We start from the raw sequence: 25,025 nt of genomic DNA, 5'->3' as shown, positions 1-25,025 counted from the left end.
CGTTATGGTGCCGGGTAGGTGTAAACCTGATGCACCGCTTCGATCTCAGCCAGCACGTCTGCGCTGAGATCGAGATGCAAACTTTCCACGTTGGTTTTCAGTTGCTCCATCGTCGTCGCGCCCAGCAGGGTGCTGGCGACGAAGGGCTGACGCCGCACGAAAGCCAGCGCCATTTGCGCCGGATCCAGATTGTGGCGCTTCGCAATATCCACATACGCCGCGACCGCTTTTTGCGCCTGCTCACCGCTGTAACGCGTAAAGCGGCTAAACAGCGTGTTGCGTGCACCAGCGGGTTTTGCGCCGTTGAGATATTTGCCGGTTAGCGTACCAAACGCCAGGCAAGAATAAGCCAGCAGCTCGACACCTTCATACTGACTCACTTCCGCCAGACCCACTTCAAAGCTTCGGTTTAACAGGCTGTACGGGTTCTGAATTGTCACGATGCGTGGTAGCTCATGCTTCTCGGCCAGTTGCAGATAACGCATCACGCCAAACGCCGTTTCGTTTGAAACGCCGATATAGCGGATTTTCCCGGCGCGCTGGCACTCGGTCAGCGCCTCAAGTGTTTCCAGCAGCGTCACGACCGGTGCGCTATCAACCCAGCTGTAACCCAGCTTGCCAAAGCAGTTGGTCGGGCGCTGCGGCCAGTGTACCTGGTAGAGATCGAGATAATCGGTTTGCAGGCGCTTTAAGCTATCGTCGAGCGCCACGCGGATGTTTTTGCGATCCAACGCCTGGTTCGGGCGAATACCGCTGTCGTTGTTGCGGCCTGGACCGCTGACTTTGGAGGCGATAACCAGTTTTTCACGGTTGCCGCGTTTCGCCAGCCAGTTGCCGACATAGGTTTCCGTCAAACCCTGCGTTTCCGGACGTGGCGGAACAGGGTACATCTCGGCAACGTCAATCAGGTTGATGCCCTGGCTGACGGCGTAATCGAGCTGTGCATGGGCGTCGGCTTCGCTGTTTTGTTCACCAAACGTCATAGTGCCCAGCCCCAGGGTGCTTATTTCAAGCGAACTGTGGGGGATACGGTGATACTGCATAGCCGGCTTCCTTAAAAGTACAACGTCAGTTGACCTGACAAAGGAATATAAACATGGCAGAGGGGAGGAAAAAGGGAAAGAGAAAAATCAAATAAAGGCCAGCAGGTGACTGACCTTTATAGCAATTTCTTAGCGTTCAATAATCTGGGATACGTCATCGCGGTTAATCTGCATTTTATTGCCCTGCTGATCGCGGTAGCTGACCAGCCCGGTATCATCGTCAATTTCTGGTTTACCGTCCGTCAGGATCATCCTGCCGTCTTTTGTCGCCATCACATAATCACTGCTGCATCCGGAAACGGCGAAAGCTAACCCCACTGCGGAAATAATCACTGCCCATTTCTTCATCGTTTTGATCCTCTGGTAGCATGCGTCTGACAACAAGTTTAGTAATAACTTGCTGTCTGGAGACGAAAAAGCAGGATAATCTGAAAAAAGTGGTTAAAGGCAGATCAAAGCTAAAAAACGCTTCCCCGGTTGAGGAAGCGTTTTGTTTACAGCGGATTCTTCTTATTTCGCATCAGGTTGAGCGTTTCAACCGCGATGGAGAAGAACATGGCAAAGTAGATGTAACCTTTCGGTACATGGATGGAGACGCTTTCCAGAATCAGCGTAAAGCCGACGAGGATCAAAAACGACAGCGCCAGCATTTTGACCGACGGGTGGCGGTCAACAAATTCGCCAATCGGACGCGCGGCAAACATCATCACGCCAACGGCGATAACCACTGCCGCCATCATAATGAACAGATGATCGGACAGCCCCACCGCCGTGATCACCGAGTCGAGACTGAAGATAATGTCCAGCAGCATAATCTGCACAATCGCGCCAAAGAACGAATGCACATTGGTCTTCAATCCTTCCTCTTCCCCTTCGATCGATTCGTGGATCTCTTTACTCGCTTTCCAGATAAGGAACAGCCCACCGAGGAACAAGATCAAATCGCGGGCGGAAACGCTATGATCAAACACGCTGAACAGCGGGTGTGTCAGCCTTGTCACCCAGGCGATAGATGCCAGCAGTAACAGCCGCATGATCATCGCCGCAGCCAGACCTAACCGACGAGCGTGATTACGCTGTGCGGTAGGCAGCTTCGCAACCACCAGAGAGAGAAAAATAATATTGTCGATCCCTAAAACGATCTCCAGCAGCGTCAGCGTACCGAGCGCGAGCCAGGCGTTGGGATCGGTTACCCATGCAAATAACATCTCTATAAAGTCCTGCCAAAAAAAGAAGCGCTAATTATAAGCACCGCTGTGGCTTAGGCAAAAATTTAATGTGGTGAGAGCAAAAAGTGACGCGCCAGCAGTGCGCCAGTGAAGTTCTTTTTCAGGTAAAAGCCGCGCGGCAAGGTAAGTATGGTTTCGCCATGTTCGCCGATGGCTTCGGTCAGCGCTTTACTGTTGGCCGCCTTTGGCCTCAGTTGCAAAACTTCGCCGTGACGGGCGGTAATGCGGGTAACCTGGCCTAACACAATCAAGTCCATCAACTCTTCCCAGTCGAGCCGTAACTGCTGCTCTTCTTCCGCTGTTGGGCTCCAGAGCAGCGGCGATCCGACGCGTCGATCCGCTACCGGGATCTCGCGTGAACCTTCAATAGGGATCCATAAGACGCGCTTGAGCTTATGTCGCACATGGCTGGTTTCCCACACGACGCCACTGTTGCAGGTAAGGGGAGCCACGCAAACAAACGTGGTCTCCAGCGGGCGTCCCAGGTTATCGACCGGAATGGTTTTTAGCTCAACGCCCAGCGCGGCAAAATCCTGCTCGGGCTTACTGCCTGCGCTGGCACCGAGCCACAACTCCAGTAGAACACCTGTCCAGCCTTTATCGCGCTTTAAATCGTGTGGAACGGGCAAGCCTGCAAGCGCGCCCAGTTCGCCGAGCGTGTAGCCCGCCAGGCGCTGCGCCTGGGCCAACAATTGCGCTTCTGATTCAGGCGGTGAAGTGAAAGGAGCCAACGCGAACATGTTAAAAACCTTTTGTCTAAAAAGTAACCGCTAGTTTTGCACCGTAGCCAGGCAGTGTACATTTTTCTGCATGGTGTGAACAATTACATGATTTATAAGGTAATTTAGAGAGGGTTTTTGTGAGTTGCGCAACGACGTGTTGGGTTTTCCAAATCTGGTCACTGACAATGAACAGGATCTTACACCATGTTATCCACAGAAAAGTGGGATAACTGGGGAAAAGTGCCACTACTGTTTCGATTTACAGCCTTGACGTGCGATGAAAATCGAAATTCTGCACAAAATGTGCCTAACTTATTGGCATAATCTGTGGATAAATTCGGCTCTGTTCGATCTTTCATCAGCGCCAGGATCCTTAAGGTGATGATCGTCACATTATGGGGCTTCTAACGGTTGAAAAGCTATTTAACTTTATGAATTAATGTGTTTTATTTCTTTTAAGTAAAATGGGGCTATTCAGACTGTTCCGGGTTTTCCCTGGGTAATTCCATACTTTTTCACAACTCTATCCACAGAAAAGGTGAATAAAAACCGCCGTCAGCACCGCTTTCTGTTTATAACTTTGATGATTACTGTGAGTTATTCAAATATTATTCGTTCGTATCCCTGTCATAGAGTGGTTTACCGTTTTCCGGGAGTGTGAAACAATCGCTTTATTCAGACTTTTTTGAGGTAGTCCGGTGATTGATGACGATGGCTACCGCCCAAATGTTGGAATCGTAATCTGTAATCGACAAGGTCAGGTCATGTGGGCCAGACGCTTCGGACAGCACTCATGGCAGTTTCCCCAGGGGGGAATTAACCCTGGCGAGTCTCCGGAACAAGCAATGTACCGGGAACTGTTCGAGGAAGTGGGCTTAAGTCGTAAAGATGTTCGTATCCTTGCTTCTACGCGTAACTGGTTGCGTTACAAGTTACCGAAACGTTTGGTGCGTTGGGACACAAAGCCGGTTTGTATCGGCCAGAAACAAAAATGGTTTCTTTTGCAGTTGATCGGTAACGACAGTGAGATCAACATGCAGACCAGTAGTACGCCCGAGTTTGATGGCTGGCGTTGGGTGAGCTACTGGTATCCTGTTCGCCAGGTAGTGTCGTTTAAACGCGATGTCTACCGGCGGGTGATGAAAGAGTTCGCAAGCGCGGTGATGTCGCTTCAGGAAACGCCTCCGAAGCCGCAAAGTGCGCCTGCCTGGCGACGTAAACGAGGTTAAGCCACCCATATTATGCTCACCCGACTGCGAGAAATAGTTGAGAAAGTCGCCAGCGCGCCACGCCTTAACGAAGCGCTGGAAATATTGGTTACCGACGTTTGTCTGGCGATGGAAACCGAAGTGTGCTCGGTCTATCTCGCAGATCACGACCGGCGTTGTTATTACCTGATGGCGACGCGCGGTTTAAAAAAGCCGCGCGGTCGCACCGTCACGCTCGCATTCGATCAGGGGATTGTCGGTCTGGTAGGCAGGCTGGCGGAACCCATCAACCTGGCGGATGCGCAAAAACACCCCAGTTTTAAATATATTCCCGCTGTTAAAGAAGAGCGCTTTCGCGCTTTTCTTGGCGTACCTATTATTCAGCGCCGCCAGTTGCTTGGTGTGCTGGTGGTACAACAGCGTGAGCTACGCCAGTACGATGAAAGTGAAGAGTCCTTTCTGGTCACGCTTGCCACCCAGATGGCGGCCATTCTCTCCCAGTCACAATTAAACGCGCTGTTTGGTCAGTATCGGCAGACGCGAATTCGCGCCTTACCGGCAGCGCCGGGTGTCGCTATCGCTGAAGGTTGGGTCGATGAAACGCTGCCGTTAATGGAGCAGGTTTATCCGGCCTCGACGCTTGATACCTCGCTTGAGCGTGAGAGGCTCACGGCAGCCCTGGAAGAAGCTGCCAATGAATTTCGCCGTTACAGCAAACGTTTCGCCGCCGGAGCGCAAAAAGAGACGGCGGCAATTTTCGATCTCTATTCGCACCTGCTTTCCGACGCGCGCCTGCGCCGTGAGCTGTTTGAAGAAGTCGACAGGGGCGTGGTGGCCGAATGGGCAGTAAAAACCGTTATTGAAAGTTTTGCTGAACAGTTCGCAGCGCTTAGCGATGGCTACCTGAAAGAGCGCTCAGGGGATTTGCGCACGCTGGGTCAGCGTTTGTTATTCCACCTCGATGACTCCATTTCCGGGCCAAACAGCTGGCCGGAGCGCTTTATCCTGGTTGCCGAGGAACTCTCCGCCACCACGCTTGCGGAGTTGCCGCACGACAGGCTGGCGGGCGTGGTAGTGCGCGATGGCGCGTCGAACTCGCATGCGGCGATTATGGTGCGCGCGCTTGGCATCCCGACGGTAATGGGGGCGGATATTCAGCCCGCCGTGCTGCAACGTCGCATGTTGGTGGTGGACGGTTATCGCGGCGAGTTGTTGGTGGATCCTGAACCGGTGCTGTTGCAGGAATACCAGCGGCTTATCAGCGAAGAGAATGAACTTAGCCGCCTCGCCGAAGATGATGTGAACCTGGCTGCGCAGCTAAAAAGCGGCGAGCGGGTGAAGGTGATGCTGAACGCGGGTTTAAGCCCAGAACATGAAGAGAAACTTGGCAGCCGCATCGACGGTATTGGGCTTTATCGCACCGAAATTCCGTTTATGTTGCAAAGCGGTTTCCCGTCCGAAGAGGAACAGGTGGCGCAATATCAGGGCATGTTGCAGATGTTTAACGATAAGCCCGTGACGCTGCGTACGCTGGATGTCGGCGCGGATAAGCAATTGCCTTATATGCCCATCAGCGAAGAGAACCCTTGCCTTGGCTGGCGCGGCATTCGGATTACCCTCGACCAGCCGGAAATCTTCCTGGTGCAGGTGCGCGCCATGCTGCGCGCCAATGCGGCAACCGGGAATCTTAGTATTCTGCTGCCGATGATCACCAGCATCGACGAAATCGATGAAGCGCGCAGACTGATTGAGCGCGCCGGGCGCGAAGTGGAAGAGATGATCGGTTACGCCATCCCTAAGCCACGTATCGGGGTGATGCTGGAAGTGCCGTCAATGGTGTTTATGCTGTCGCACCTGGCGAACCGCGTTGATTTTATTTCGATTGGCACCAACGACCTGACGCAATACATCCTGGCCGTCGATCGTAACAATACCCGCGTGGCAAATATGTACGACAGTTTGCACCCGGCAGTGCTGCGGGCGCTGGCGATGATTGCCGATGAATCAGAACGGTTAGGTATTGATATCCGTCTGTGCGGCGAAATGGCCGGTGATCCGATGTGCGTCGCCGTGCTTATTGGTCTGGGGTACCGTCATCTCTCCATGAACGGACGCTCAGTGGCGCGCATTAAATATTTGCTACGGCGCATTGACTGTGAAGAGGCGCAAACGCTGGCGAGACGTACGCTGGATGCGCAACTGGCGACCGAAGTACGCCATCAAATCGCCGCATTTATGGAACGGCGTGGGCTGGGCGGCCTGATTCGCGGCGGAATTTAGCTGGCTCAGGGATATACATAACTTTTACAACTTCGCCGCCACCCGCTCGCGGTGCCTTATGCTATGATTCGCAGCTTTGGAGCGACCAGCAATTGCGGTCGCGTAGGTGAACCGCTGTCCACTTTCGGCGGAATAACAACAAGTTGTGGTGACAGATGAACAGTGGCTATCTGCATTTTCCGGACTTTGATCCGGTGATTTTTTCCATTGGACCAGTTTCTCTCCACTGGTACGGATTAATGTACCTGGTGGGCTTCGTTTTTGCGATGTGGCTGGCAACGCGCCGGGCGAATCGTCCGGGCAGTGGCTGGACAAAAAACGAAGTTGAAAACCTGCTTTACGCGGGCTTTCTCGGTGTTTTCCTCGGCGGCCGTCTCGGCTATGTGCTGTTCTACAACTTCCCGGTTTTCCTGAACGACCCGCTTTATCTGTTCCGCGTATGGGACGGGGGCATGTCCTTCCACGGCGGTTTGATTGGCGTAATTGTGGTGATGGTTATCTTCGCCAGACGCACCAAACGCAGCTTCTTCCAGGTTTCCGATTTTATTGCTCCGCTGATCCCGTTTGGCCTTGGCGCAGGACGCCTGGGTAACTTTATCAACGGTGAGCTGTGGGGACGTGTTGATCCGTCATTCCCCTATACCATGCTGTTCCCTGGCTCACGCGCGGAAGATATGGCGCTGCTGCCTTCACATCCGGAATGGCAATCTCTTTTTGATACTTACGGCATGTTGCCGCGCCATATGTCTCAGCTTTACGAGCTGGCTCTGGAAGGCATTGTGCTGTTTATCATCCTTAACTTGTTTATTCGCAAACCTCGCCCGACGGGCGCGGTCTCCGGCTTGTTCCTGATTGGCTACGGCGCGTTCCGTATCATCGTTGAGTTCTTCCGCCAGCCCGACGCGCAATTTACCGGCGAGTGGGTGCAATACATCAGCATGGGGCAGATCCTCTCCATTCCGATGATCGTTGCGGGCGCAATCATGATGATTTGGGCGTACCGCCATCGTTCGCCGCAACACGTTTCCTGAGGAACCATGAAACAGTATTTAGAATTGATGCAAAAGGTGCTGAATGAAGGCACCCCGAAAAACGACCGCACCGGGACAGGCACGCTGTCTATTTTTGGCCATCAGATGCGTTTTAATCTGCAGGACGGCTTTCCGCTGGTGACCACCAAGCGCTGCCATTTGCGTTCAATTATTCATGAGCTGCTGTGGTTCCTGCAGGGCGACACCAATATTGCCTATCTGCGTGAAAACAAAGTCACCATTTGGGACGAATGGGCCGACGAAGAGGGCAATCTTGGCCCGGTTTACGGCAAACAGTGGCGTGCGTGGCCAACGCCGGACGGTCGCCATATTGACCAGATCACGACAGTGATTAACCAGCTGAAAAACGACCCGGATTCACGCCGCATTCTTGTTTCCGCGTGGAACGTGGGTGAGCTTGACAAAATGGCGCTGGCCCCATGCCACGCGTTCTTCCAGTTCTATGTGGCGGACGGCAAGCTCTCCTGCCAGCTCTACCAACGCTCCTGCGATGTGTTCCTTGGTCTGCCGTTCAACATCGCCAGCTATGCGTTGCTGGTGCATATGATGGCCCAACAGTGCGATCTGCAACCGGGTGACTTCGTCTGGACCGGTGGCGACACCCACCTTTACAGCAATCACCTGGAACAAACACGTCTGCAATTAAGCCGTGAACCGCGTGCGCTGCCGAAACTGGTTATCAAGCGTAAGCCTGACTCGCTTTTTGACTACCGTTTCGAAGACTTCGAAATCGAAGGCTACGATCCGCATCCGGCCATCAAAGCACCTGTCGCTATCTGATTTCTATCAACATGTCATAACCGGTGCGGCAACGTACCGGTTTTTTTTGCCCGATAATCGTTTCTTCGTCCCTGCTTCCACCTCTTTTGCAACTCGCTGCAACGTGACGTATTTCTTTCGTACTGCCTCGTAACGTCTCTGTTTGCCCCTCGATCTGAATGCATGCTAACGACACACTGCCGCCATGAAAAAAGAAGATGGCTTCACCCTGATTGAAACCCTCGTCGCAATGGTGCTGATTGTTATCCTGAGCGGAGCGGGCATCTCTGGCTGGCAGAGTTGGCAGGCGCAGCAGCGGCTGTGGCAAACCGCGTTGCAGGTGCGGCATTTGCTTGAACGTCTGCGCGATGATGCCAACTGGCACAACCGTTCGCAGCTGGTGTACGGCATTCGTGAAGGCGAACGCTGGTGCCTGGTGAATTCGCCGTCGCAAAACTGCGCTGTGCAGAATGCTTTCTCACTGCAGCCTCACTGGCCTGACGTCACGCTGGTTGATATGACACCTTCGCTGGGGTTCTTTGGACTGCGCAACACCGCCTGGCCCGGCAATATTCGGCTGCGTAGCAGTGCCGGGGAGTGGCGAGTGGTGGTTTCGGCATGGGGCAGGATCAGAATGTGTCAGCCATCAGCGGAGAATCTATGTTAGACAAGCAAAAAGGGTTTTCACTGTTGGAAACCGTGTTGGCGATGGCAATCGGCAGCGTGCTGTTACTGGCATCTGCCCGTTTTTTACCGGCGCTACAGCTGGCGGTAACGCAGCACACCCGTATCCAGACGGTGGAGGACGATCTCTGGCTGCAACTGCGCGGCATCGCAAAACATCTCCAGCGAGCGGGATATTGCAATGGCAGCTGTGGCGGCCAGCCGCTGGTTATCAGTAGCAGCGGAGATTGCGTCATTGCTCAGTGGGACGCCAACAGCAATGGGCGTTGGGAGTCATCGGGAAGCAGCGAACCGGAACAAACCGGCTTTCGGCTGCAAAGTGGCGCACTCGAAATCATGCGTGGAGCAACATCTTGCAGTGGCCGGGGCTGGGAAAAAATCACCGATCCTGCCCAGATGAGCATTGAGCGTTTTCATGTCGCTCAGCGTCAGACTCCGGGGTATGCACCACAGCTCGCGATCACCCTCTCGGCGCGTGTTCCGGGGAATGTCGGGCAACCCTTTACCGCTGATTTAAGCGTGACCGGGTACAACTTATGAACCGGCAACGAGGGATGTCGTCACTGGGGCTGGTATTGTTGTTATTGCTGCTTGGTAGCCTGATGTTGCACGGCTTAAACCTGCAATTGAGCAGCCACATCTGGCGCGTGAATAATGAAAACCAGGGGATACGCAATGCTGCGGAAATCTCTTCAGCCATGGAGTGGGCGCGTCATAAAACCTGGCCTGCTCAGCCCGCGCTGCAGTGCCAGCAAAGCGCCGGACAAAATGTTCGCAGTTGTTTACGCGTTTTTACCGATGGGGCCGCGCTGCTGATTGTCGCAAACGCTGAAACATCGCTGTGGCATCTTGGGCGTGTGGAGGGGGCGCAGGTCCGTTTTTTGCCTCATGGCTGGAGTGATTTTTGTCCGCTGAAAGAGGAAGCGCTATGCCGGTTGCCGTAAACACACAACGGGGCTTTAGCCTTACCGAAGTTCTGCTGGCTATGGTGTTAATGGTGATGGTTGTTACCGCACTTGGCGGTTATCATCGTGCGCTGGCCTCGGGGTTTGTATCCACCAGCCAGTGGCGACAGCTATGGCGCTACGCCTGGGAACAGGCGCAACCCGAAGTATCATCGTTACCGCCAGGCTGGCAAGTTCAGCGGGGGCAGACAACCACCGGGGGATGTGTCAGCATCAACGTTACCGTTAGTTCGCCAGCGGGCAGGCAGGGGCAAATGACGCGATTATTTTGCCCGAACAGTCAGTAGTCAGGAGCGCTTATGTTAAGGGTTTACCACTCCAATCGTCTGGATGTGCTGGAAGCATTGATGGAGTTTATTGTTGAGCATAACAGGCTCGACGATCCCTTTGAGCCTGAAGTTGTGCTGGTACAAAGCACCGGCATGGCGCAATGGCTACAAATGACGCTCGCGCAGAAGTTTAGTATTGCCGCCAATATTACCTTCCCGCTGCCAGCGAGCTTTATCTGGGAGATGTTCGTCACCGTACTGGACGGCATTCCGAAAGAGAGCGCGTTTAACAAACAGAGTATGAGCTGGAAGCTGATGTCTTTGCTGCCGGGCATGCTGGAGCAAGAGGCGTTCACCATGTTGCGCCATTATCTGAATGACGATGATGACAAGCGTAAACTCTTCCAGCTCTCTTCACGCGTGGCGGATCTTTACGATCAATATCTCGTTTACCGCCCTGAGTGGCTGACGCGATGGGAAGCGGGTGAACAGATCGACGGGCTGGATGAAGCGCAGCGCTGGCAAGCACCGCTGTGGCGCGCATTGGTGGAACATACCGCCGCGCTGGGGCAGCCACACTGGCACCGCGCCAATCTCTATCAGCGTTTTATCGATAAGCTTGAATCGGCTGTGCAGCGGCCCGCCGGTTTGCCTTCGCGCGTCTTTATTTGTGGGATTTCCGCGCTGCCGCCCATTTATTTACAAGCGCTCCAGGCGCTGGGTAAGCATATTGATGTCCATCTTTTATTTACGAATCCCTGTCGCTACTACTGGGGCGACATCAAAGATCCGGCGTTTCTGGCGAAACTGATCACCCGTAATCGTCGGCATCACAGGGAAAACCGACAGTTTTCCCTGTTCCGTGATACACAAAACGCCGAAGGTCTGTTCAATGCCAATGGTGAACAGGATGTTGGCAATCCCTTGCTGGCTTCGTGGGGCAAGCTGGGGCGGGATAACATTTTCCTGCTGGCGGGCATGGAGCGTTATGAAGAGCTGGATGCTTTCGTCGACGTTACGCCCGGCTCGCTGCTGCAAAACCTTAAGTACGATATCCTGGAACTGCAAAATGGTGCGGTGGCGGGCGTAACGGCAGAAGAGTTTTCCCGTAGTGACAAAAAACGGCTACTTGATCCCAACGATCGCAGCGTAACGGTGCATATCTGCCACAGCCCGCAGCGAGAAGTCGAGATCCTGCATGACCGGTTGCTAACGATGCTGGAAGAGGATCCTGAACTGACGCCTCGCGATATCGTGGTCATGGTCGCCGATATCGACAGCTACAGCCCGTATATTCAGGCGGTTTTCGGTAGCGCCACTGGTGAACGTTATCTTCCCTATGCTATTTCCGACCGCCGCGCGCGGCAGGCTCATCCAGCGCTGCAGGCCTTTATCAGTTTGCTCTCCCTGCCTGACAGCCGCTTTGTGAGTGAAGATGTGCTGGCGCTGCTGGATGTTCCGATGCTGGCGGCGCGTTTCAACATCAATGAAGAGGGGCTACGTTACCTGCGCTTATGGGTCAATGAATCCGGGATTCGCTGGGGAATGGACGACGACAACGTACGTGAGCTTGAACTGCCGCCGACCGGGCAGCACACCTGGCAATTTGGCCTGACGCGAATGCTGCTCGGTTATGCGATGGAAAGCCGCCAGGGTGAGTGGCAGTCGATTTTACCGTATGACGAATCCAGCGGGCTTATCGCGGAGTTAGTCGGTCACCTGGCGGAGCTGTTGATGCAGCTTAATATCTGGCGTCGTGGCTTGTCTGAGGCGCGACCGCTGGAAGAGTGGCTCCCGGTTTGCCGCGACATGCTCAATGACTTTTTCTTGCCAGACCAGGACACAGAAGCTGCGCTGGCTCTGATTGAACAGCAGTGGCAGGATATTATCGCGCAGGGCGTTGGTGCCAATTACCACGACGCGATCCCGCTTTCGCTACTGCGTGACGAGCTGGCTCAGCGCCTCGATCAGGAGCGTATAAGTCAGCGTTTCCTCGCGGGGCCTGTGAATATCTGTACCCTGATGCCGATGCGCTCTATTCCTTTCAAAGTGGTCTGTTTGCTGGGCATGAACGATGGCATCTACCCGCGCGCGCTGCCTCCGCTGGGTTTTGACCTGATGAGCCAGAAGCCGCAGCGTGGCGACCGCAGCCGTCGGGATGATGACCGCTATTTGTTCCTCGAAGCACTTAACTCTGCACAGCAGCAGCTCTATATCAGCTATATCGGCCGCTCTATCCAGGATAATAAAGAGCGCTTTCCCTCGGTGTTGGTGCAGGAGCTGGTGGATTACATTGGGCAGAGCCACTACTTGCCTGGCGATGCATTGCTTAACTGCGACGAAAGCGAGCAGCGGGTAAAGGCACATATCACGCATCTGCATACGCGGATGCCGTTTGATCCGGCAAACTATACGGTTGACGAGTGGCAAAGTTATGTCCGCGACTGGCTACCGGCCGCGAGTTCACAGGGCCAGGCGCATGCCGAGTTTATTCAAGCGCTGGATGACGTGCCGCTTGAAACGCTCACTTTTGATCAGCTCCAGCGTTTTTGGGCGCATCCGGTGCGCGCCTTTTTCCAGATGCGCCTGCGCGTTAATTTCCGCCCGGAGGAGAGTGAAATTCCGGATGCTGAGCCGTTTATCCTTGATGGCCTGAGCCGTTATCAGCTCAATCAGGAGATATTAAATACGCTGGTCGAAGAGCAGGACGCAGAGAAGCTTTTTCGCCGCTACCGCGCGGCTGGCGTACTGCCTTATGGGGCGTTTGGTGAAATTATCTGGGAAACCCAATGTCAGGAGATGCAGGAGCTGGCTAACCGCGTTATTGAATATCGCCAGCCTTCTGACAGCCTCGAAATTGACCTGCATTGCGCAGGCGTTCATCTCACCGGATGGCTGCCGCGTGTGCAGCCAGACGGGCTACTGCGCTGGCGTCCAGCCTTGTTGAACGTTTCGCAAGGTCTGCAACTTTGGCTGGAGCATCTTGTCTATTGTGCCAGCGGCGGCACCGGCACCAGCCGCTTGTTCGTTCGCAAAGAGGGCGAATGGTGTTTTCCCCCGCTACCTGCTGATAAGGCGCTGGAATATCTGGCAACGCTGATTGAAGGCTATCGGGAAGGCATGGTGAAACCGCTTCTGTTATTGCCGGAAAGCGGTGGCGCGTGGATAAAAGTCTGTTATGACGCGGCAAATGATGCCATGTTAAAGGACGAAGAGACGTTACAAAAAGCGCAGAGTAAATTCCTGCAGGCGTATGAAGGCAACATGGTGGTGCGCGGTGAAGGCGATGATGTCTGGTATCAGCGCCTGTGGCGAACCCTTGAACCTGAGTATTACGCTGAAATTACCGAACAAGCGCAGCGTTTTCTGTTACCGCTTTATCGACACAACCAGTCCGATTGATTGTATAAAAATTGCGCGAAATGGTTGCATCCATTATCATGCGCGACGGTCACGGACTGATATAACAAGAGTGCTGGCTCAGCCAGCACAGGTTTACCCGGCTTTCTCGATTATCCCTGGGCGAGCCGGAAAAGTTAATGATGAGGTTCGTGAATGCCCCGCAGCACCTGGTTAAAAGCTTTCGTCCTGTTTTTTGCCCTCTGGGCTTCATTCAGTCAGGCAGACAACGGTTGGCAACCTGTTCAGGAAACTATCCGTAAGAGCGACAAAGATACCCGTCAATATCAGGCGATACGCCTTGATAACGGCATGGTCGTGTTGCTGGTGTCCGACGCGCAGGCGGTCAAATCGCTCTCTGCTCTGGTAGTGCCGGTCGGCTCGCTGGAAGATCCGGATGCGCACCCCGGCCTTGCTCACTATCTTGAGCACATGACACTGATGGGTTCGAAAAAATACCCGCAGCCCGATAGTCTGGCCGAATTCCTTAAGCTGCATGGTGGCAGCCACAATGCCAGCACCGCGCCTTATCGCACCGCTTATTATCTGGAAGTGGAAAACAATGCGCTGGAAGGGGCTGTTGACCGTTTAGCCGATGCCATTGCCGCTCCCATGCTGGATAAAAAATATGGTGAACGCGAGCGCAACGCGGTCAACGCAGAGCTGACAATGGCCCGCACCCGTGACGGTATGCGTATGGCGCAGGTTAGCGCGGAAACCATCAACCCGGCGCACCCTGGCGCGCGCTTCTCCGGCGGTAACCTTGAAACCCTGAGTGATAAGCCCGGCAGCCCTGTTCATGCCGCATTGCTGGCGTTTCGCGATAAATATTATTCGGCCAACCTGATGAAGGCGGTGATCTACAGTAACCGTCCATTAGCTGATCTGGCGAAAATTGCCGTCGAAACGTATGGCCGTGTACCGAATAAGAATATCGACAAGCCGGACATCACGGTTCCCGTGGTGACCGACGCGCAGAAAGGCATCATCATCCACTATGTCCCGGCGGTGCCGCGTAAAGTGCTGCGTGTGGAGTTTCGTATTGATAACAATACTGCCGCCTTTCGTAGCAAAACGGACGAGCTTATCACCTATTTGATTGGCAACCGCAGCCCGGGCACGCTCTCGGACTGGTTGCAAAGTCAGGGGTTGGTAGAAGGTATTCGCGGTGATTCCGATCCGGTGGTGAATGGCAACAGCGGTGTGCTGGCCATATCCGCAACGTTGACCGATAAAGGTCAGGCCAATCGTGACGAAGTCGTGGCCGCCATTTTCAGCTACCTGCAACTGTTGCGTGAAAAGGGCGTTGATAAGCGTTATTTCGACGAGCTGGCACATATTCTCAATCTCGATTTCCGCTATCCCTCTATTACCCGCGATATGGATTACGTCGAGTGGCTGGCGGACACCATGATCCGCGTGCCTGTCGCCCATACGCTGGATTCGGTTAACATTGCCGATCGGTTCGATGCCAAAGCAGTGCAGGCGCGTCTTGACGAGATGACGCCGCAAAATGCGCGTATCTGGTACATCAGCCCGGATGAGCCGCACAATAAAACGGCCTATTTTGTTGAAGCACCTTACCAGGTGAATAAGATCACGCCGGAAACCTATGCCGACTGGCAGACGCGCGAGAGTCGTATCGCGCTGAAGTTTCCGGAGTTGAACCCTTATATTCCGGACGACTTCACGCTGATAAAACCGGCGAAGCAGTACGAACACCCTGAACTGATTGTCGATGAGCCGACGCTGCGCGTGGTGTATATGCCAAGCCAATATTTCGCCAGCGAGCCCAAAGCGGATGTCAGCGTAGTGCTGCGTAACCCGCAGGCGATGGATAGCGCGAAAAACCAGGTAATATTTGCCCTTAATGACTATCTGGCGGGGCTGGCACTCGATCAGCTCAGTAATCAGGCGGCGGTCGGTGGCATCAGTTTTTCCACCAATGCCAATAACGGTTTAATGCTTAACGCCAACGGGTATACCCAGCGTTTGCCGCAGCTTTTCCAGGCGCTGCTGGCGGGATATTTCAGCTATACGCCGACGGAAGAACAGCTTGCCCAGGCCAAATCCTGGTATGCGCAGATGATGGATTCCGCCGAAAAAGGTAAAGCGTTCGATCAGGCAATCATGCCGATCCAGATGTTGTCGCAGGTGCCTTATTTCCAGCGTGAAGAGCGCCGCGCGTTACTGCCGTCTATTACCTTGCAGGATATTTTGCACTACCGCGATGCGCTGAAAAATAATGCGCGTCCGGAATTCCTGGTGGTGGGTAACCTGAGCGAACAGCAGACGAAAGACCTCGCTCATGACGTGCAAAAACAGCTTGGCGCTAACGGTACGGTGTGGTGCCGAAACCAGAACGTCGTGGTGGACAAGCAGCAAAATGTAAGCTTTGAAAAGGCGGGAAACAGCACGGACTCCGCACTCGCGGCGGTGTTTGTACCCACCGGTTTTGATGAGTTCAGCAGTTCGGCATACAGCGCCATGTTAGGGCAAATCGTGCAGCCGTGGTTCTATAACCAACTGCGCACGGAAGAACAATTGGGTTACGCCGTGTTCGCCTTCCCAATGAGCGTTGGTCGCCAGTGGGGGATGGGATTCCTGTTGCAGAGCAACGATAAGCAGCCAGCCTATCTCTGGGAGCGCTACAAGGCTTTCTTCCCTACTGCAGAAGCGAAATTACGGGCAATGAAGCCGGAAGAGTTTGCGCAGCTCCAGCAGGGCGTCATCGCGCAACTTACGCAAGCGCCGCAAACGTTAGGTGAAGAAGCTTCCAAACTCAGCAAAGATTTCGATCGTGGCAATATGCGCTTCGATTCGCGTGATAAAGTAGTTGCTCAGATAAAACTGCTGACGCCGCAAAAACTTGCCGATTTCTTCCATCAGGCGGTGGTAGAGCCGCAAGGTATGGCGATCCTGTCACAGATCTCCGGTAGCCAGAGCGGGAAAGCCGATTATGCCCGTCCGCAGGGCTGGAAGGTCTGGGACAGCACCAGCGCGTTGCAGCAAACCTTACCGAAGATGACCGAGAAAGATGAGAGAAACGACCGCTGAGACCCTTGATCCCCTGCGCTTGCCGCTCACCGGCGAGCGCCTGATTGAAGCCTCTGCGGGTACCGGTAAAACCTTTACCATTGCCGCGCTCTATTTGCGGCTGTTATTAGGGTTAGGCGGCAGCGCCGCCTACCCGCGTCCACTGAGCGTTGAAGAACTGCTGGTGGTGACGTTCACCGAGGCCGCGACAGAAGAGCTGCGCGGCCGCATCCGAAGTAACATCCATGAGCTGCGCATTGCTTGCCTGCGCGAAACGACCGATAACCCGCTGTACGCCCGTCTGCTGGAAGAGATTGCCGATAAGCAACAGGCGGCGCAGTGGCTGCTGCTGGCAGAGCGGCAAATGGACGAAGCGGCCATCTTTACGATCCACGGTTTTTGCCAGCGCATGCTGAGCCTGAATGCCTTCGAATCCGGCATGCTGTTTGAACTGCAACTGCTGGAAGATGAGTCGTTACTGCGTTACCAGGCCTGTGCGGATTTCTGGCGTCGTCACTGCTACCCGCTGACGCGTGAAATTGCTGAAGTTATCCATGCTTCGTGGAAAGGACCGCAGGATCTGCTGAAAGCAATTGATCGCTATCTGCAAGGGGAAGCGCCGCAAATTAAAACACCGCCAGCGGCAGACGAAACGCTGGCCTCGCGCCATCAGCAAATTATTGCGCAGATTGGCGAGGTGAAGCGTCAGTGGAGCGCTTGCGTCAATGAAATCGAGCCACTGCTCGAAAACTCCGGTATTGACCGACGTAAATTTAACCGTGGCAACCAGGCGAAATGGATCGAGAAAATCTCCACCTGGGCGCAGGAAGAGACCCGCAGTTACCTGTTGCCGGACGCGCTGGAAAAATTCACGCAGTCCTTTCTTATTGAACGCACAAAACCTGATGGCGTTGTGCCAGAACACCCGCTTTTCGTCGCCATTGAAAACTTGCTGGCGCAGTCGTTGACGCTTAACGATCTGGTGCTGACCAGCGCGATGCGTGAGATTCGTGAAACGGTGGCAAAAGAGAAACGCCGGCGCGGCGAACTGGGCTTTGACGATATGCTCAGCCGCCTTGATGATGCCCTGCGAAGCCCGAACGGCGAAGCATTGGCCGCAGCAATCCGCACCCGTTTCCCGGTTGCGATGATCGATGAGTTTCAGGATACCGACCCGCAGCAGTACCGTATTTTTAGCCGCATCTGGCTGAAACAGTCGGATTGCGGTTTGTTGCTGATTGGCGACCCAAAACAGGCCATTTACGCGTTTCGCGGCGCGGATATTTTCACCTATATGAAAGCGCGCGATGAAGTAAGCGCCCGCTATACGCTGGATACCAACTGGCGCTCGTCGCCAGGCATGATTGCCAGCGTCAACCAGCTCTTCAGCCGGATGGACGACGCTTTCATGTTCCGTCAAATCCCATTCCTGCCGGTAAAAGCAGCCGCCAAAAACGCAGGCTTACGCTTTGCGTATCAGGGAGAAACGCAGCCTGCGATGAAGCTGTGGCTGATGGAGGGCGAAGGCGTAAGCGTCGGCGATTATCAGGGGTTTATGGCTCAGTTATGCGCAGCACAAATCCGCGACTGGCTGAGCGCCGGGCTGCGGGGCGAAGCGCTGTTGTATGAAGGGGAAAACGCGCGGCCGGTCAAAGCATCGGATATTACCGTGCTGGTGCGCAGCCGCCATGAAGCCTCGCTTATCCGCGATGCACTGACGTTACTGAATATCCCGTCTGTGTACCTTTCCAACCGCGACAGCGTTTTTGAAACACCGGAAGCGCAGGAGTTGCTGTGGCTGTTGCAGGCTGTGCTGGCGCCGGAGCGCGAAAGTACGCTGCGTAGTGCGCTAGCGACTTCCTTGCTGGGGCTTACCGCGCTGGATATAGATGCGCTCAACCAGAATGAGCTGGCGTGGGATGAGATTGTTGAAGAGTTTTCCGGCTATCGCGAGCTGTGGCAAAAACGCGGTGTGATGGCAATGCTGCGCAGGCTGATGAGCGCGCGACATGTGGCGGAAAACTTACTGGCAACCCCTGGCGGTGAACGACGACTGACGGATATCCTGCACATCAGCGAGTTGTTGCAGGAAGCGGGTACGCAACTGGAAAGTGAACACGCGCTTACCCGCTGGCTGGCGCAGCGTATTGCCGAGCCGAACGCTAATGCATCAAGCGAGCAACTGCGGCTGGAGAGTGATAAACACCTGGTGCAGATTGTCACCATCCACAAATCGAAAGGGCTGGAGTATCCGCTGGTCTGGCTGCCGTTTATCGCCAATTTCCGCATTCAGGATCAGGGCTTTTACCACGATCGTGACTCCTTTGCCGCCGTGCTCGATCTCAGCCATGCCGAAGAGAGCGTCGCGCTGGCAGAGGCGGAGCGTCTGGCCGAAGACCTGCGCTTGCTGTACGTAGCGTTGACGCGTTCGGTCTGGCATTGCAGCCTGGGGGTTGCCCCACTGTTTCGTCGCCGTGGCGAAAAAGCCGGCGCCAGTGATTTTCACCAGAGCGCGCTGGGGCGGCTTCTGCAAAAAGGCGAAGCGCTGGATGCCGCAGCGCTACGTAACGTTTTGCAGCAACTGTGCAATGACGATATTGCCCTTTGCATCCCGTCAATGCCGGACGCCGGGCGCTGGCAGTTGCCGCAAACGGAATTACCGACGCTGAGTGCGCGTGAAATCACGCGGCGCATCAGCGATGACTGGCGTGTCACCAGCTATTCGGGATTGCAGCAGCGTGCTCATGGCATCGCTCAGGATCTGTTGCCGCGTCTGGATATCGACGCAGCCGGAGAGCGAGAGGCGTTGCAGGAGCCGGTATTAACGCCGCACCAGTTTCCACGCGGTGCGGCACCAGGGACATTTTTGCACAGCTTGTTTGAGGATCTGGATTTTACGCAGCCGGTCGCTGACGCCTGGGTTGCAGAGAAATTGCTGGCGGGCGGTTACGAAGCACACTGGCAGCCAGTGCTAAGCCGCTGGCTGGAAACCGTGCTGCATGTGCCGCTGGCGCAAACGGGCATCTCCCTGAGCCAACTGACGAACAAAGAAAAACAGGTGGAAATGGAGTTTTACCTGCCAATTAGCGCCACGCTGAGCGCGGAGGCGCTGGATGAGCTCATCCGGCGTTATGATCCGCTGTCGGCTGGCTGCCCGCCGCTCGATTTTCGCGATGTGCGCGGCATGTTGAAAGGATTTATCGACCTGGTGTTTCGCCACAACGGGCGTTATTACCTGCTGGATTACAAATCCAACTGGCTGGGCGAGAGCGCAGAAGCCTACACGCAAGCAGCCATGGCGGCGGCGATGCAGTCGCACCGCTACGACTTGCAGTACCAGCTTTACAGCCTGGCGTTGCACCGCTTTTTGCGCCATCGCATTACAGGATATGACTACGAACACCATTTCGGTGGCGTGATTTATCTCTTCCTGCGTGGCGTGGACGCGCAAAATCCGCAGCAGGGGATTTTTACTATCCGGCCTGATGTTGAATTGATTACACAAATGGACGACCTGTTCGCAGGCGTTGCGCCGGAGGTTGCGCCATGAGTATGCAAAGTTTGCTGCAGGAAGCGGTGCAGCAGAAGCTGTTGCGCGCGCTGGATGTGCAGTTTGCGTTGACGGTCGCCACGGAGCAGGAACCCGCCGTGATGCTGGCTGCAGCGTTGCTAAGCCATGACACCGGTGAAGGGCACGTATGCCTGCCACTCGCGCGTCTTACGCCGGAGACATACGGCAAAGACTCGCCGCTGTTTAGCGAGTTATTCGCGCTCGCGGGCAACCCGGATGACTGGGATAACGTCTTACTGAGTTCGCCCGCTGTGAGCGAAAGCGAAGCCGCTACGCCGATGATCCTCACCGATTCTCGTCTCTACCTTAACCGTATGTGGTGCCATGAGCGGCGGGTTGCGGCGTTTTTTGCCGCACAGGCGCCATTGCAGGATATCGATGAAACGCGAATGGCGCAGACGCTGGAGAGGCTATTTCCCTCCTCGTCGGGAACGGAAATCAACTGGCAAAAAGTGGCCGCCGCCGTGGCGCTTACCCGGCGGATTTCGGTGATTTCCGGTGGGCCAGGAACCGGAAAAACCACGACCGTGGCGAAACTGCTCGCGGCGCTGGTGCAGACGGTGGACGGCGACAAGTGCCGTATTTGCCTTGCCGCACCAACCGGGAAAGCCGCCGCACGCCTGACCGAATCGCTGGGCAATGCGCTACGCCAGTTGCAACTGGATGCCCGACAAAAAGCGATGCTGCCGGATGAGGCCAGCACGCTGCACCGGTTGCTTGGTGCGCAGCCCGGCAGCCAGCGCATGCGTCATCACGCGAATAACCCGTTGCATCTGGATGTGCTGGTGGTCGATGAAGCGTCCATGATTGATTTACCTATGATGTCGCGGTTAATCGATGCGCTGCCTTCGCGGGCGCGGGTGATTTTCCTTGGCGATCGCGATCAACTGGCCTCGGTGGAAGCCGGCGCGGTGCTGGGTGATATCTGTGCGTGGGTCAATGCCGGGTATAGCGCTGAACGTGCAGCGCAATTGTCGCGTCTGACGGGGACGCCAGTTCCCGAAGGTATTGCCGATGCAGGCAGCTTGCGTGACTGCCTCTGTTTGCTGCAAAAAAGCTACCGCTTTGGCAGTGATTCGGGAATTGGTCAACTCGCCGCCGCCGTCAACCGGGGCGATAAACGCGCGATGCAAGCGGTATTCAGCCAGGGCTTTGTGGACATTGAGCGTAAGCCCCTGAACAGCGCAGAAGAGTATCAGGGCATGATTGACGATGCGCTTGCGGGCTATGCGCGCTTTCTCTCATTGGTGAGAAGCCACGCCGGGCCGAAAGAGGTGATTGCCGCCTTTGGCGAATACCAGCTGCTCTGCGCTTTACGTGAAGGGCCGTTTGGCGTCAGCGGGCTGAATGAGCGGCTGGAACTGGCGCTGGTACGTCAGCACCAGATTACCCGGCTGGCGCATTCGCGCTGGTATCACGGGCGACCGGTGATGATTTCGCGTAACGATTCGGCGCTGGGGTTGTTTAACGGCGATATCGGCATCGCGCTGGATCAAGGGCAGGGGATCCGCGTCTGGTTCCCGATGCCGGATGGCGAGATCAAACCGGTGTTGCCAAGCCGCTTGCCGGAGCATGATACCGCGTGGGCGATGACGGTACATAAATCGCAGGGTTCGGAGTTTGATCATGCTGCACTGATCCTGCCCGGACAGATTGCGCCGGTGATAACGCGTGAACTGGTTTACACCGCGATTACCCGCGCCCGTAATCGCTTGTCGGTGTATGCCGATGAACGCGTGCTGGGGCAGGCGATTGCGACCCGCACTGAACGGCGCAGCGGGCTGGATTCACTCTTTCGTTCGCGGATGTAAAAAGCCCCCGCAGAAGGCGGGGGCGAAAGCTCAGGTGAGATCGGCCATCAGCACTTTTGACCGGCGCTGGTAGTTGTACATCTCTTTTTTGGTTTCCGGCAGGGAATCAATATCCACTGGCGTGAAACCGCGCTCCTGGAACCAGTGAATGCTGCGGGTCGTCAGCACAAAAAGTTTGCTCAGGCCAATCTGTCTTGCCTGTGCCGCAATGCGCTCCAGCAGCACTTCCCCGCGCGATGAGCTGCGGTAATCGGGGTGAACCGCGACACAGGCCATCTCACCGATTTTCTCTTCCGGGAAGGGATAAAGCGCCGCACAGGCGATGGTCAGGTTATCGCGTTCGATAATCGTGAACTTGTCGATCTCCATCTCCAGCTGTTCACGGGAGCGGCGTACCAGGATCCCTTGTTGTTCCAGCGGGCGGATAAGTTCCAGGATCCCGCCGATATCGTTGATCGTGGCGCGGCGGATCTGCTCGGCGCTCTCCATCACAATTTGCGTACCGATACCGTCGCGCGAGAAGAGTTCCTGCAACAATGCGCCATCTTCCTGATAACTGATTAAATGGCTGCGGCGTACACCGCTGCGGCAGGCTTTGACCGCGCCACGCAGGAAACGCACGGTGCCGGAGTGATAATCGCCGCGCGCTTCCAGCGTTTCGACGCGCGCCTGGGCTTCATTCGGGAACAGCTCAGAAACGATTTCGCCCTCATCGTTCATCACGCCTTGCGATGAACAAAAGCCGATCATCTTTTCCGCTTTCAGTTTGATAGCAAGCTGAGTGGCGATCTCTTCTGAGGTCAGGTTAAAACTTTCGCCAGTGACCGAAACTGCCACCGGCCCCATCAGCACAATCGCGCCACTGGCAAGCTGGCGGTGAATCGCTTCTTCATCAATACGACGAATACGGCCGCTGTGGCAGTAGTCGACGCCATCATCCACGCCTAACGGCTGCGAGATAATAAAATTGCCGCTGACGACATTAATATGCGCGCCTTGCAGCGGCGTATTGTTGAGGCTCATTGACAAACGTGCGGTGATGTCCAGTTGCAGCAACCCGGCGGCTTGCTTAACCAGTTCGAGCGTTTTAGCGTCGGTAACGCGGGTATGTTTGTGGTAAATCGGCTCATGGTTGTGCTCGGCGAGATTAGCGTCAATCTGTGGACGCGCGCCGTAGACCACTACCAGCCGGATACCCAGGCTATGCAGTAGGCCGATGTCGTTGACAATACTGGAAAAGTTTTCATGCTCAATGGCTTCACCGCCGAGCATAATGACAAATGTCTTGCCACGGTGGGCATTAATATAGGGAACGGAGTGGCGAAATCCCTGCACCAGTTCGGTTCTACGCTCTTTTACCACGGCCTGTCCTCAATGCATGATTATTCGTAAATTGTGTATTTTTATTCTTTTCTGTCGTCGCGTGCAAGTGCAAATTTTGCAGTCGTATAACAAATGTTCCTCGCCGCAGCCCGCAGGCAGACATATGTTTACCCTTTAATAGATGACAGTTTATGCATCATTCGTTAAAGTTTTCGGTCAATTTTGACGAATATTATTACGTATATAAAAATTGCTCGGGAGAAGCATGTCGGGAAGTCAATCAGCGCTGAGTCGCCGCAGGTTTTTAAAGGGCGCGGGGGCCATGTGGTTATTAAGCGTGAGCCAAATTGGTCTGGCTGCAGTCAGCCAGGTGGTGGCGGTTCGCGTCTGGCCAGCGTCAAGCTATACGCGCGTGACGGTGGAATCAAACCATGTCGTCAAATATAAGCAGTTCGCGTTGAGTAACCCCGACCGGCTGGTGGTGGATCTTGAAGGTGTGCATCTTAACTCGGTGTTAAAAGGCATGGGCGCGCAGATCCGTGGCGACGATCCTTATATCAAATCCGCGCGGGTAGGGCAGTTCGATCCGCAGACCGTGCGCATGGTGTTTGAACTGAAACAGGACGTGAAGCCGCAGCTGTTTGCACTGGCGCCGGTGGCCGGTTTTAAAGAGCGTCTGGTGATGGATCTCTACCCGGCGAATGCGAAAGACGTGCAGGACCCGCTGCTGGCGCTGCTTGAAGAGTACAACAAAGGCGATCTTGAGCAGCAGGTGCCGCCCGCAGAGAGCGGCCCGAAACCGGGGAGAGCCGGACGTGACAGGCCAATTGTGATCATGCTCGATCCCGGTCACGGTGGTGAAGATCCGGGGGCGACGGGAAAATATCGCACCCGGGAAAAAGATGTGGTGCTGCAAATCGCGCGTCGGCTGCATGCGCTGATCGAGAAAGAGAGCAATATGAAAGCCTATATGACGCGCAACGAAGATGTGTTTATTCCGTTGAAAGTGCGCGTTGCCAAGGCGCAAAAACAGCGCGCTGACCTGTTTGTGTCGATTCACGCTGATGCTTTCAGCAGCCGCCAGCCAAGCGGTTCTTCCGTTTTTGCCCTGTCGACCAAAGGGGCGACCAGTACCGCAGCGAAATATCTGGCGGAAACGCAGAACGCGTCGGACTTAATCGGTGGGGTGAGCAAGAGCGGCGATCGCTATCTGGATCACACCATGTTCGATATGGTGCAGTCGTTAACCATTAACGACAGCCTGAAGTTTGGCAAAGCGGTGCTCAACAAGCTTGGTAATATCAACAACCTGCATAAAAATCAGGTTGAGCAGGCCGGCTTCGCAGTGCTGAAAGCGCCGGATATTCCGTCAATTCTGGTAGAAACCGCGTTTATCAGTAACGTGGAAGAGGAGCGTAAGCTGAAGACGGCGAAATTCCAGCAGGAAGTGGCAGAGTCGATTCTGGCAGGGATTAAAGCCTACTTCGCGGATGGCGCGACGCTGGCGAGAAGGGGATAACAGCATGGCGCTGAAAAGCGCCATTTTCTTTTTGCGAACCGCAGAAACAAAAAAACACCCGTTAAGGTGTTTATTGTGTTGGTTGCGGGGGCCGGATTTGAACCGACGACCTTCGGGTTATGAGCCCGACGAGCTACCAGGCTGCTCCACCCCGC

The 25,025-nt window shown here is 55.0% G+C and carries 18 protein-coding genes; 13 read left to right on the top strand and 5 right to left on the bottom strand.

The window, feature by feature from the left end:
- Positions 1–2: 2 nt before the first annotated feature.
- The 4 genes from ACFX4U_RS21165 to mutH all read right to left on the bottom strand — a co-directional run bounded on the left by ACFX4U_RS21165 (position 3) and on the right by mutH (position 3,012).
- Positions 3–1,043, bottom strand: coding sequence for an NADP(H)-dependent aldo-keto reductase (locus ACFX4U_RS21165; RefSeq protein WP_305735121.1), 1,041 nt, complete (start codon positions 1,041–1,043; stop codon positions 3–5).
- A 129-nt stretch (positions 1,044–1,172) separates the two neighbouring features.
- A complete protein-coding gene (gene ygdR / locus ACFX4U_RS21160; RefSeq protein WP_007370351.1) occupies positions 1,173–1,391 on the bottom strand; it encodes a lipoprotein YgdR in 219 nt (72 codons plus the stop codon).
- Positions 1,392–1,537: 146 nt separating this feature from the next.
- The gene (locus tag ACFX4U_RS21155) at positions 1,538–2,251 is read right to left on the bottom strand and encodes a TerC family protein (protein WP_017457682.1); all 714 of its coding nucleotides are present in this window, start codon (positions 2,249–2,251) and stop codon (positions 1,538–1,540) included.
- A gap of 65 nt (positions 2,252–2,316) precedes the next feature.
- Positions 2,317–3,012: a DNA mismatch repair endonuclease MutH gene (mutH, locus tag ACFX4U_RS21150; protein WP_380218494.1), complete on the bottom strand. Its 696-nt coding sequence runs from the start codon at positions 3,010–3,012 to the stop codon at positions 2,317–2,319.
- Positions 3,013–3,692: 680 nt separating this feature from the next.
- Between mutH and rppH the strand changes: the two genes are divergently transcribed.
- The 12 genes from rppH to recD all read left to right on the top strand — a co-directional run bounded on the left by rppH (position 3,693) and on the right by recD (position 22,028).
- Positions 3,693–4,223: an RNA pyrophosphohydrolase gene (gene rppH / locus ACFX4U_RS21145; RefSeq protein WP_017457684.1), complete on the top strand. Its 531-nt coding sequence runs from the start codon at positions 3,693–3,695 to the stop codon at positions 4,221–4,223.
- 12 nt (positions 4,224–4,235) lie between these two features.
- Positions 4,236–6,482, top strand: coding sequence for a phosphoenolpyruvate--protein phosphotransferase (gene ptsP / locus ACFX4U_RS21140; RefSeq protein WP_017457685.1), 2,247 nt, complete (start codon positions 4,236–4,238; stop codon positions 6,480–6,482).
- 155 nt (positions 6,483–6,637) lie between these two features.
- Positions 6,638–7,513, top strand: a complete 876-nt coding sequence (gene lgt / locus ACFX4U_RS21135) for a prolipoprotein diacylglyceryl transferase (RefSeq protein WP_305735123.1) — start codon at positions 6,638–6,640, stop codon at positions 7,511–7,513.
- A 6-nt stretch (positions 7,514–7,519) separates the two neighbouring features.
- A complete protein-coding gene (gene thyA, locus ACFX4U_RS21130; protein WP_313507429.1) occupies positions 7,520–8,314 on the top strand; it encodes a thymidylate synthase in 795 nt (264 codons plus the stop codon).
- 184 nt (positions 8,315–8,498) lie between these two features.
- Positions 8,499–8,960: a prepilin peptidase-dependent protein gene (locus ACFX4U_RS21125; RefSeq protein ID WP_313507431.1), complete on the top strand. Its 462-nt coding sequence runs from the start codon at positions 8,499–8,501 to the stop codon at positions 8,958–8,960.
- Positions 8,954–9,517, top strand: a complete 564-nt coding sequence (locus ACFX4U_RS21120) for a prepilin peptidase-dependent protein (protein ID WP_313507432.1) — start codon at positions 8,954–8,956, stop codon at positions 9,515–9,517. The genes ACFX4U_RS21125 and ACFX4U_RS21120 overlap by 7 nt, the downstream gene beginning before the upstream one ends.
- Positions 9,514–9,921 (top strand): DUF2509 family protein, encoded by a 408-nt coding sequence (locus ACFX4U_RS21115; RefSeq protein WP_313507434.1) that lies wholly within the window; start codon positions 9,514–9,516, stop codon positions 9,919–9,921. The genes ACFX4U_RS21120 and ACFX4U_RS21115 overlap by 4 nt, the downstream gene beginning before the upstream one ends.
- A complete protein-coding gene (locus ACFX4U_RS21110) occupies positions 9,906–10,229 on the top strand; it encodes a prepilin-type N-terminal cleavage/methylation domain-containing protein (RefSeq protein WP_313507435.1) in 324 nt (107 codons plus the stop codon). The genes ACFX4U_RS21115 and ACFX4U_RS21110 overlap by 16 nt, the downstream gene beginning before the upstream one ends.
- A 12-nt stretch (positions 10,230–10,241) precedes the next feature.
- Positions 10,242–13,613 carry an exodeoxyribonuclease V subunit gamma gene (gene recC / locus ACFX4U_RS21105; RefSeq protein ID WP_313507436.1) on the top strand — a complete coding sequence of 1,124 codons (3,372 nt, stop codon included), beginning with the start codon at positions 10,242–10,244 and terminating at the stop codon, positions 13,611–13,613.
- A 153-nt stretch (positions 13,614–13,766) separates the two neighbouring features.
- Positions 13,767–16,667: a pitrilysin gene (gene ptrA, locus ACFX4U_RS21100; RefSeq protein WP_313507437.1), complete on the top strand. Its 2,901-nt coding sequence runs from the start codon at positions 13,767–13,769 to the stop codon at positions 16,665–16,667.
- On the top strand, positions 16,648–20,196 hold the full coding sequence (gene recB, locus ACFX4U_RS21095; protein ID WP_313507438.1) for an exodeoxyribonuclease V subunit beta: 3,549 nt from the start codon (positions 16,648–16,650) through the stop codon (positions 20,194–20,196). Before ptrA ends, recB begins: the two co-directional genes overlap by 20 nt.
- Positions 20,193–22,028, top strand: a complete 1,836-nt coding sequence (gene recD, locus ACFX4U_RS21090; RefSeq protein WP_313507439.1) for an exodeoxyribonuclease V subunit alpha — start codon at positions 20,193–20,195, stop codon at positions 22,026–22,028. The genes recB and recD overlap by 4 nt, the downstream gene beginning before the upstream one ends.
- Positions 22,029–22,058: 30 nt before the next feature.
- Here recD and argA read toward each other — a convergent pair whose 3' ends face one another.
- The gene (gene argA / locus ACFX4U_RS21085) at positions 22,059–23,390 is read right to left on the bottom strand and encodes an amino-acid N-acetyltransferase (RefSeq protein WP_200552456.1); all 1,332 of its coding nucleotides are present in this window, start codon (positions 23,388–23,390) and stop codon (positions 22,059–22,061) included.
- 226 nt (positions 23,391–23,616) lie between these two features.
- Between argA and amiC the strand changes: the two genes are divergently transcribed.
- Complete coding sequence (gene amiC, locus ACFX4U_RS21080) at positions 23,617–24,870, top strand: N-acetylmuramoyl-L-alanine amidase AmiC (protein ID WP_200552457.1); 1,254 nt, start codon at positions 23,617–23,619, stop codon at positions 24,868–24,870.
- Positions 24,871–25,025: the final 155 nt, after the last annotated feature.

This window comes from Kosakonia sp. YIM B13588 (genome assembly GCF_042788165.1).
GTDB lineage: Bacteria > Pseudomonadota > Gammaproteobacteria > Enterobacterales > Enterobacteriaceae > Kosakonia > Kosakonia sacchari.
Note: the sequence above shows the minus strand (reverse complement) of the source record. Positions and strands in the feature narration are given on the sequence as shown.

What these genes read in the sequence shown, in the direction of transcription:
- ACFX4U_RS21165 (WP_305735121.1), bottom strand. Translation starts at nt 1,043, where the DNA reads ATGCAGTATCACCGTATCCCCCACAGTTCGCTTGAAATAAGCACCCTG.
- ygdR (WP_007370351.1), bottom strand. Translation starts at nt 1,391, where the DNA reads ATGAAGAAATGGGCAGTGATTATTTCCGCAGTGGGGTTAGCTTTCGCC.
- ACFX4U_RS21155 (WP_017457682.1), bottom strand. Translation starts at nt 2,251, where the DNA reads ATGTTATTTGCATGGGTAACCGATCCCAACGCCTGGCTCGCGCTCGGT.
- mutH (WP_380218494.1), bottom strand. Translation starts at nt 3,012, where the DNA reads ATGTTCGCGTTGGCTCCTTTCACTTCACCGCCTGAATCAGAAGCGCAA.
- ptsP (WP_017457685.1), top strand. Translation starts at nt 4,236, where the DNA reads ATGCTCACCCGACTGCGAGAAATAGTTGAGAAAGTCGCCAGCGCGCCA.
- lgt (WP_305735123.1), top strand. Translation starts at nt 6,638, where the DNA reads ATGAACAGTGGCTATCTGCATTTTCCGGACTTTGATCCGGTGATTTTT.
- thyA (WP_313507429.1), top strand. Translation starts at nt 7,520, where the DNA reads ATGAAACAGTATTTAGAATTGATGCAAAAGGTGCTGAATGAAGGCACC.
- ACFX4U_RS21125 (WP_313507431.1), top strand. Translation starts at nt 8,499, where the DNA reads ATGAAAAAAGAAGATGGCTTCACCCTGATTGAAACCCTCGTCGCAATG.
- ACFX4U_RS21120 (WP_313507432.1), top strand. Translation starts at nt 8,954, where the DNA reads ATGTTAGACAAGCAAAAAGGGTTTTCACTGTTGGAAACCGTGTTGGCG.
- ACFX4U_RS21115 (WP_313507434.1), top strand. Translation starts at nt 9,514, where the DNA reads ATGAACCGGCAACGAGGGATGTCGTCACTGGGGCTGGTATTGTTGTTA.
- ACFX4U_RS21110 (WP_313507435.1), top strand. Translation starts at nt 9,906, where the DNA reads ATGCCGGTTGCCGTAAACACACAACGGGGCTTTAGCCTTACCGAAGTT.
- recC (WP_313507436.1), top strand. Translation starts at nt 10,242, where the DNA reads ATGTTAAGGGTTTACCACTCCAATCGTCTGGATGTGCTGGAAGCATTG.
- ptrA (WP_313507437.1), top strand. Translation starts at nt 13,767, where the DNA reads ATGCCCCGCAGCACCTGGTTAAAAGCTTTCGTCCTGTTTTTTGCCCTC.
- recB (WP_313507438.1), top strand. Translation starts at nt 16,648, where the DNA reads ATGAGAGAAACGACCGCTGAGACCCTTGATCCCCTGCGCTTGCCGCTC.
- recD (WP_313507439.1), top strand. Translation starts at nt 20,193, where the DNA reads ATGAGTATGCAAAGTTTGCTGCAGGAAGCGGTGCAGCAGAAGCTGTTG.
- amiC (WP_200552457.1), top strand. Translation starts at nt 23,617, where the DNA reads ATGTCGGGAAGTCAATCAGCGCTGAGTCGCCGCAGGTTTTTAAAGGGC.